Origin of the sequence: Nocardia vermiculata NBRC 100427 (genome assembly GCF_001613265.1) — a bacterium.
Taxonomy (GTDB): Bacteria; Actinomycetota; Actinomycetes; order Mycobacteriales; family Mycobacteriaceae; genus Nocardia; species Nocardia vermiculata.
The window spans coordinates 67,678-74,230 of sequence record NZ_BDCA01000031.1 but is presented as its reverse complement, the minus strand read 5'-3'; the positions used below and the strand labels follow the sequence as shown (position 1 = coordinate 74,230).

Here is a 6,553-nt window from a genome sequence, read left to right as displayed (position 1 = left end):
AGACTGCCCCGAGTTTGGTTGACTCGCGGGTTTGATCTTTCAGGCCGCGAGTGCGGGCCGGTTTATTGTCTCAAACTCGACCGGGGTGAGCCGGCCGAGTCGGCGTTGCCGACGGGTGCGGTGGTAGGTCTTCTCGATCCAGACCACGATCGCCAGGCGGAGCTCGTCGCGGGTCGCCCACCGTTTCCGGTCGAGGACGTTCTTCTGCAGCAACGCGAAGAACGACTCCATAGCAGCATTGTCACCACACGCCCCGACCCTGCCCATAGATCCTTGCAAGCCGTTGGCCGACAACGCGTTAACGTACTTTCGGGAGCGAAATTGGCTGCCTCTGTCGGAATGCACGATCGTCGCGGTAGGGGCTCGGAGAGCGACGGCATGGTTCAATGCCGATACCTCCAGCGACGCCTTCATTCGTGAATCGATCGAGTAGCCGACGATCCGGTTGGAGAACACGTCCTTGACAGCGCACACATAGAGTTTGCCTTCGCTCGTGGTGTGTTCGGTGATGTCGGTCAACCACGTCGCGTTCGGGGCGGTCGCGGTGAACCGGCGCCCGACGAGGTCGTCGTGGACCGGCGGGCCGGCCTTGCGGTTGAGCCCACGTTTCTTGGCGAACACGCTCCAGATCTGCTGCGCTGAACAGAGTCTGGCGACCCTGTTCTCGCCGGCACGGATGCCGCGGGCCGGTAGTTCGTCGGCGATGAACCGGTAGCCGAAAGCCGGATCGTCGGCGTGGATGTCGAGTGCGGCGTTGATCAGATGGGCGTCGTCCCAATCACGTTGAGAGACAGGGCATTGTTTCCATTTGTAGAACGCTTGGGTGGAGAATCCGAGTACCCGGCAGGTCACCGTGACGGGGATGCCGTCAGCGGCGAGGTCGAGGACCAGCGGGTAGCTCATTTTGGGTTGACGTCCCGCGAGAAATAGGCGACCGCGCGGCGCATGACCTCGGCTTCTTGTTCCAGCTGCCGGATCCTTTTACGCGCTTCGCGCAGCTCGGCGGACTCATCGCGGGTGGCGCCGGGCCGGTGTCCGTCGTCGATATCTGCTTGTTTGAGCCAGTTCTTCACACAGCTCTGCGAGATCCCGAAATCCTTGGCGATCTGAGTCAATGAAATTTCGCCCTTGCGGGCGACCGCGACGACGTCGCGGCGGAACTCCTCGGGATACGGCTTCGGCATGGTGAACATCCTTCCAGCGAGGAGAAATCCTCACAGGTCAGGAGTCAACCGAACCAGGGGCAGTCCCGATTGATCCGAATGAATGGGTGATCCAGCATCGAGTAGCGCAACTATTGGCCGACTATGGTGCAGGCCGGGATTAACCCGCTACGCTGCAACTGGTTTCCGTGCGCTGCCTCGCCGGAAAGGTTAACGCCGCACACGCTTTCAGCGATGCGCAACCAATCCCCACATTTCTTCCTTCACCGCCCACGTCAGGGCACCCCCCATCATCAGATAACCGAATACGGAGCAACCGCCATGAACGAAGAACCACCCCTCGACTATTTCGCACAGTTCGCGAAAGACCACCCCACCGGAAACCACACACGGAAACCGTGGGCGATACCCGTTGTAGTCACCATCGGTGCCATCGGAGTGCTCGCACTACTCGGCTCCTCAGGTTTCAACGAGGACGACATACCGGGCATGATGTTCCTGGCGTTGCTACTCGGGATCCCCGCCCTCCTGTTCTTCCTGGTGATTCGCGCGTTGGTGCGGGTGGGAAACAAACCGACACCGCCCGTCATGATCGCTCCCCCGCCGGCACAGCCGATGCCGATGCCTCCAGGCTGGTATCGGGACAACTACGGCTCCATGCGCTGGTGGGACGGGTACCAGTGGACTCAGCACACGCAGTAGAAGCGCAGGCCGGGAAGCATTTCGGTCCTGCACCCCAGATCGTCCGCTGTCCGATTTGAAAGCTATGTCAATTTCTAAAACTGGCCGTTTTCAACGAGAGTAACCCTTCGTGAAGATCACCCGTTTCGTGTTCGCCACTGCCGCGGCCGTCGCCCTGGTGGGTCTTGGGGCCGGTACGGCCCAGGCTGGCGACACCACCACCCCCCCCCCGGCCGCCGGGACCGGTAGCGCGGAAATGCTTCCCGGCCTGCTGGAGGCGCTGGATTCCGGGAGTGCGCAGCCCGGCGGCACCGATCCTGTGTCGGCGGCGATCGCGGACACCCCTTCGGACCCGGCCACCGGCGCTACGGGTAGTGCAGAGTTGGCGCCTGCCCTGTTGCAGGCGTTGACGTCCGGTAGCGCGTCGGGCGGTGCGGGCGGTCAGACGCCCGAGTAAGAACGCCAAGCACGAAAAAACGGCCCCCAACATCATGCTGGGGGCCGCCTTCGTGTCAGACGAGTCAGTTTGCGTCGCAGCCGATCCCGTCGCCATCACGGTCAAGCCTGTGAGGATCCCCCGGAAGGACACGCACGGGGCCGTCGTAGTCGGAGCAGTCCGTGTCCGGTCCGCCACGCTGCATCGGCAGCTCAGCCCGCGGAGCAGGAGCCGGGGCGGGGGCCGGTGCTGGTGCAGGTGCTGCTGGACCGGGCGCCGGAGCTGGTGCCGGTGCCGGGCAGAATTGCGCGGACCCCGAACCACAGAGCAGATCAGTCACCGGATCAGCCGAAGCGATCGCCGGCGAAACCACAGCCACCGCGGCAACAGCCAGTACGCCGAAGCCGAGACGTCGAGCAAAAGAGGCGTGCATTGCGTTCCTTATCCAATTGTGTTGACGCTGACGCTTACCTATCCGACGTCGCCGCGGATCCGTTACCACCCCTGGGGACACGAAAAACGGCCCCCGACCGCGACCGAAAGGTCACGGCCGGGGGCGGAAATACGTTGAGAGGGCTACAACTCCGTCGCCATGCTTGCGTTCGTCGGGAATGTGGTCGACGGCTGATCCGCGGCGGCATACCAAGAAGTTGTCAGCCGGGCGGTCCATAGGACCAATTCACCATTGATGAACGAAGTCGCCTCTGGGGGGACCATGCCTGAGTAAGGGACCGGCATGCCTGGGTACGCCGTTCGTTACCGGGGTCGACCCGCGCAAGTTCAAAGCGACGCCCACGACAAGCCGTCTGAGGTGCGCGACCATACCGCTATCTTGGGTGGGTATCGGGGTGGGGCGAGTTAGTTCGGGCGCCCTGGAAGCAATGTTCGGGATAGTTTCGGGTTTACCCTCCGAAACGGAGTCAGCAGGTGGAGCGGTTCCGCTCTCACCTGCTGTTTTCTGTCGGGCTGACAGGATTTGAACCTGCGACCACTTGACCCCCAGTCAAGTGCGCTACCAAGCTGCGCCACAGCCCGTTGCTCCCGCTCGGCGGGTGCTCGGAAAGAGTACCCCACCACCCCCTGGTTCGACCAAATCGCCTGCTTGCAGAGGTGCCATAATATCGAGCTGACCCCGTCGGGGAAGTCAACCGCAATGGTCATGGCGTACCAGGCACCCACCGCGCTCATCGCCGACGGCTTCGGCCGAGCCGAGGTGGAACCACAGACAGCTTCCTGGAGTGCGTGCCGCACCGCTGCCGTAGACCGGGGATCTCACCGAGTGCAGAGGCGGGCTCCTACTCGTTCATCAGATCATCCCCGTACGGATCCACGGCGGTCAGCTCTCGCCCGCCACACCGAGCAGCCTGGGGAGAGGCTCAGTGGTCGCGTGTTCGAATCCTGTCAGGCTCGGCCGGAAAGGCTCCCCGGCGGATCCGAGTACGGGCGCCTTCTCCACTGCGATTCGCAGTCCGGCAGCAGGCGTTCGGGCGCGCTCAGCAATCCGGCAACCGACCTCGCCCGCGCGGGGAACATGTCGACCACCACTCGTGCGGCGCTGATGACATGCACGATGCCATCCGCACCAGGTGCGAACGGCGGGCGAGCACGTATCCCCGTGCCGCCGGCCACGCCACCGTGGCGGGACGGCCATTCACGGTCGCTACGCCGCAACGCCGATTCCACGCAGCGGAAGGCCCCGGAACGCCCTGCCGCGCGGGCGTCGGGCGCGGCACGCGTACCCGCGGGTGTCGTCATATTCGGTACTATCACAACGTTTTTGCATGGACATGGGTTCAGTGGCGGCCGATATCGGGAGCCGAGGTGGTTGTGCGGTCGGGGGATGTATTCGCCGGGTTCGTCATCGATCGCGTGATCGGCTCCGGCGGAATGGGTGTGGTGTATCTGGCCCAGCACCCTCGGCTGAAACGTCATGTGGCGTTGAAGGTGCTCAATGACGCCATCGCCACGGATCCGAAGGCGCGCACCGCGTTCGAACGCGAAGTTGCCCTCGCGGCACGGTTCGACCATCCCAATATCGTTGCCGTCTACAATCGCAGCAGCGCCGAGGACCCCTTGCTGTGGCTGTCGATGCAGTACGTCAGCGGTGGAGATGCCAACGCCTTGCTCGCCGCGAATCCGGACGGGCTGCCCGCGACGCTGGCGACGGAACTGATCACCGACGCCGCCGACGCGCTGGATGTCGCCCACGCCCAGGGCGTGCTGCACCGCGATGTGAAACCGGCCAACCTGCTCATCGGACCGGGCCCCCGCCGGAGTCGTCGGGCCATACTGACCGATTTCGGGATTGCCCGCGCACTCGACGAATCGGTGACGGCCTCCACGCTCGCGGTGACATTCGCTTACACGGCCCCGGAACGATTCCTCGCCCAACCCTCCGATCACCGCTGCGATATCTACTCTCTCGGCTGTACGCTCCACCAACTGCTCACAGCGTCGCCCCCGTTCCCCCGAGGGACACCCGCCGCGGTGATGGCAGCTCACCTGAACGATCCACCGCCGTCGCCACATTCGCTACGTCCGAACCTGCCGCCCGCGATCGACGCCGTCATCGCCACCGCACTGGCCAAAGACCCCGTCGATCGGTACCGGTCCTGCGGCGAACTCGCCGACGCGGCCCGCAACGCGATCGCCGGTGCGCCACCGACTCCAGCCGTCGGGGCGCACCTGGTCCCGACCACAGTCGCGCAGAGCCGGGTACCTGTCGGTCGCACAACATCCGTCCCTGCCACAGGCGTTGCGGAGCCCGGTGCGGTAGCAACCGGTCCGCATTCGTCGCCGGTGGCCGGTGATGTCGGGCAGAGTTCAGAGGACGGTTCCACCGATTCGTCGTTCACAGTTGCGGTTGGGCTTGCGTTACTCGGCGTGGCTGTTCTGGTGGGCGCACTGGTAGTTGTGGCCCTGCGCAACACTGGTTCCGAGAACACAGGAACCGGAGACGACTACACCCCCACGCCACCACCGAGTGCCACCGCAACAATCCCCTTCGGTGCGAAACCGGCCGAGATCGAGCTCGTTCCGGAGACATCAACCGCCTTCATCAGCAATACCGGGGACAACAGCGTGTCGGCGGTCGATACCAGTGCCGACAACGTCACCGACGTCGGCTACCGGCCATAGGACGTGGCCACGCTGCACCTCGGCTGAAGCTAGAGTTCACATTCGCTTCTGAAGAGCCCTCCGAAGTTTTCACGGAGGTCGGCGAGGAGCACTGGCACGGCGCCACCGCCGACCGCTTCATGGCACACGTCGCGCTACAGGAAGCCGATGTCGACGGGCAGGTCGTGACGTGGCTCGATCACGTCAGCGACGACGACTACACGGCGGCACAAGGGGCACAGTCGTAAGTCGCCGACGACATCACCCGATCCGAAGGAACTGAAACGCCCATATGACGGCGTGCCGAACTATCTGACTGACCGTTCAAACGGCCCGCCCGCGAGTGTTTTCGTCGTACTCACATCAGTCGACAACGATTCATTTCTGTACCTCGCCTCGAGACATGGTTCCGGCCGTTCATTAACCTGGTCCGGGTGACGGTTGATCAGGCGAACACCAGGACCGGCGCCGAGGGACGCAAGTCCGAGATTCTGGCGGCGGCGGCAGTGCTGTTCGCGACGCGGGGAATCGAGGCGACCTCTGTTCGCCAGATCGGTGATCGGGTCGGGCTCAATCCGGGGGCGCTCTACCATTACTTCCCGTCGAAGGACGCCATCGCCAATCAGCTCATCACGGGCTACCTGACCGATCTGCTGGCCGACTATCGGGCCATGGATCTGGAGGGTCTAGCCCCCCGTTCGAGGCTGAAGGCGATCGTCGATGTTTCGCTCGCCACCGGCGCGGCACATCCGGACGCGACGAAGGTGTATCACGCCGAATTCGCGAGTCTGCGCACGTTGCGCGGCTACACACGAGCTCGCGACCTGACCAACGAGATCCAGAGCATCTGGCTCGACGCCATCACCGCAGGCCAGGACGCGGGCGTCCTCCGTGTGGACGTGCCCGCCAAGGTCTTCCACCGTTTCCTGCGCGACGCCGTGTGGTTCAGCGTCTATTGGCGCAAGGCCGACGACGTGTACCCGATCGACCAGCTCTCCGATCACTGCCTGTCGGTGTTCCTCGACGGCATGGCACTGCACACCGAATGAATCGCGGACGCGCTTAGCGCTCCCTCGACTCTCACCTCCGACGACACCCGGTTCGGTGTCGCACGCCCGGCGATCAGGGCTGCCTGTCCCCTGTCGAGGCAGTGGCT

The 6,553-nt window shown here is 64.0% G+C and carries 6 protein-coding genes and 1 tRNA gene; 4 read left to right on the top strand and 3 right to left on the bottom strand.

Annotated features, from left to right (window positions below):
* Positions 1-39: 39 nt before the first annotated feature.
* A protein-coding gene (locus NV2_RS25520) for an IS3 family transposase (RefSeq protein ID WP_157103088.1) occupies positions 40-1,184 on the bottom strand; the annotation gives its coding sequence in 2 pieces (ribosomal slippage) (positions 40-905 and positions 905-1,184; 1,146 coding nt in all).
* Positions 1,185-1,484: 300 nt separating this feature from the next.
* Here NV2_RS25520 and NV2_RS31565 point away from each other — a divergent pair.
* Positions 1,485-1,865, top strand: a complete 381-nt coding sequence (locus NV2_RS31565; protein WP_168436204.1) for a DUF2510 domain-containing protein — start codon at positions 1,485-1,487, stop codon at positions 1,863-1,865.
* A gap of 109 nt (positions 1,866-1,974) precedes the next feature.
* On the top strand, positions 1,975-2,301 hold the full coding sequence (locus NV2_RS25505) for a hypothetical protein (RefSeq protein WP_067879614.1): 327 nt from the start codon (positions 1,975-1,977) through the stop codon (positions 2,299-2,301).
* Positions 2,302-3,241: 940 nt separating this feature from the next.
* Here NV2_RS25505 and NV2_RS25500 read toward each other — a convergent pair.
* Both NV2_RS25500 and NV2_RS31795 read right to left on the bottom strand, forming a co-directional pair.
* Positions 3,242-3,315: transfer RNA gene (locus NV2_RS25500), tRNA-Pro, on the bottom strand.
* Positions 3,316-3,681: 366 nt separating this feature from the next.
* Positions 3,682-4,035, bottom strand: a complete 354-nt coding sequence (locus NV2_RS31795) for a hypothetical protein (protein WP_168436202.1) — start codon at positions 4,033-4,035, stop codon at positions 3,682-3,684.
* A gap of 66 nt (positions 4,036-4,101) precedes the next feature.
* Here NV2_RS31795 and NV2_RS25495 point away from each other — a divergent pair, with 66 nt between their 5' ends.
* Together NV2_RS25495 and NV2_RS25490 are read left to right on the top strand one after the other, a co-directional pair.
* Positions 4,102-5,418, top strand: a complete 1,317-nt coding sequence (locus tag NV2_RS25495; RefSeq protein WP_168436201.1) for a serine/threonine-protein kinase — start codon at positions 4,102-4,104, stop codon at positions 5,416-5,418.
* A 413-nt stretch (positions 5,419-5,831) separates the two neighbouring features.
* Positions 5,832-6,446 (top strand): TetR/AcrR family transcriptional regulator, encoded by a 615-nt coding sequence (locus NV2_RS25490; RefSeq protein ID WP_067879608.1) that lies wholly within the window; start codon positions 5,832-5,834, stop codon positions 6,444-6,446.
* Positions 6,447-6,553: the final 107 nt, after the last annotated feature.

Coding starts and splice junctions, on each gene's coding strand:
- NV2_RS31565 (WP_168436204.1), top strand. CDS start 1,485: ATGAACGAAGAACCACCCCTCGACTATTTCGCACAGTTCGCGAAAGAC.
- NV2_RS31795 (WP_168436202.1), bottom strand. CDS start 4,035: ATGACGACACCCGCGGGTACGCGTGCCGCGCCCGACGCCCGCGCGGCA.